The organism is Natronobiforma cellulositropha (assembly GCF_025629245.1).
Lineage (GTDB): Archaea > Halobacteriota > Halobacteria > Halobacteriales > Natrialbaceae > Natronobiforma > Natronobiforma cellulositropha.
This window is the reverse complement of sequence record NZ_JANZXN010000035.1, coordinates 1-733: the sequence shown is the minus strand read 5'-3', so window position 1 is coordinate 733 and position 733 is coordinate 1. Positions and strand designations below refer to the sequence as shown.

The window sequence follows — 733 nt, the reverse complement described above, 5'->3', positions numbered from 1 at the left end:
TCGTACTCGTCGCGGGTGAAGTAGTGCTTGTCTTGTTTCAGCACGTTCCCCGGATACAACTCAGCGTCACCGTCATCGTAGGCGATGGCGAGGTAGTTCGTGATGCCGAGGTCGATCCCAGCGGTCTTGTCGCCGGGTGCATCCTCGACGGGAATTTCGACCTTGCAGACGAGGTGGAGTTCCCATTCGTCGCCGTTCCACACGGCTCTGACCTGCTGGATGTTCTCCACGGTCACGTCCGGGCGTGTCTCGTATTCTACGAGAATGAAGTCCGAACGGTGGGTCTTCAGGTTGAATCCCTTGCTCAGACGGAGTTTGTTGTGTTTGGAATCGTGTTTGATGCCGTGTTGCTTCCACGTCACGGTGGAGCGTGGGTGGGTGTCGCCGCGCTTTCGGTAGCCGGGTGGATTCGCGTCTGTGTCGCCGTTCGTGCGCTTTTTGAACCAGCCGTTGAACGACTCAGCAAGCTCTTCGAGAACTCGCTGACTTGACTGAGAATGTAGGTCACTGTATCGTTCGTGGTCTTTTAATTCACGCTTGAGGTCGGCTTCTGACGGTATCTCACCGGTCTCATCCCATTCTTGCTGGGAGTAGTAGCGGGCGACGTTCCACAGTTTTGATGCTGAGTGCCCGCAGTCATCGAGGTCGTCACTCACTTGGGAGTGGTTGCCGATTTTCGCTCGATAGGTGCGGGTTGTCTCCAGCATTGTACTGTGTTCATAAGAACTTATGG

1 protein-coding gene is annotated in these 733 nt (G+C 55.4%); it reads right to left on the bottom strand.

Features of this window, described 5'->3' with window-relative positions; genetic code table 11:
- On the bottom strand, window positions 1–707 hold a 707-nt coding region (locus N0B15_RS15415; RefSeq protein WP_263020610.1), incomplete at its 3' end, for an RNA-guided endonuclease InsQ/TnpB family protein.
- Between the last annotated feature and the right edge of the window lie 26 nt (window positions 708–733).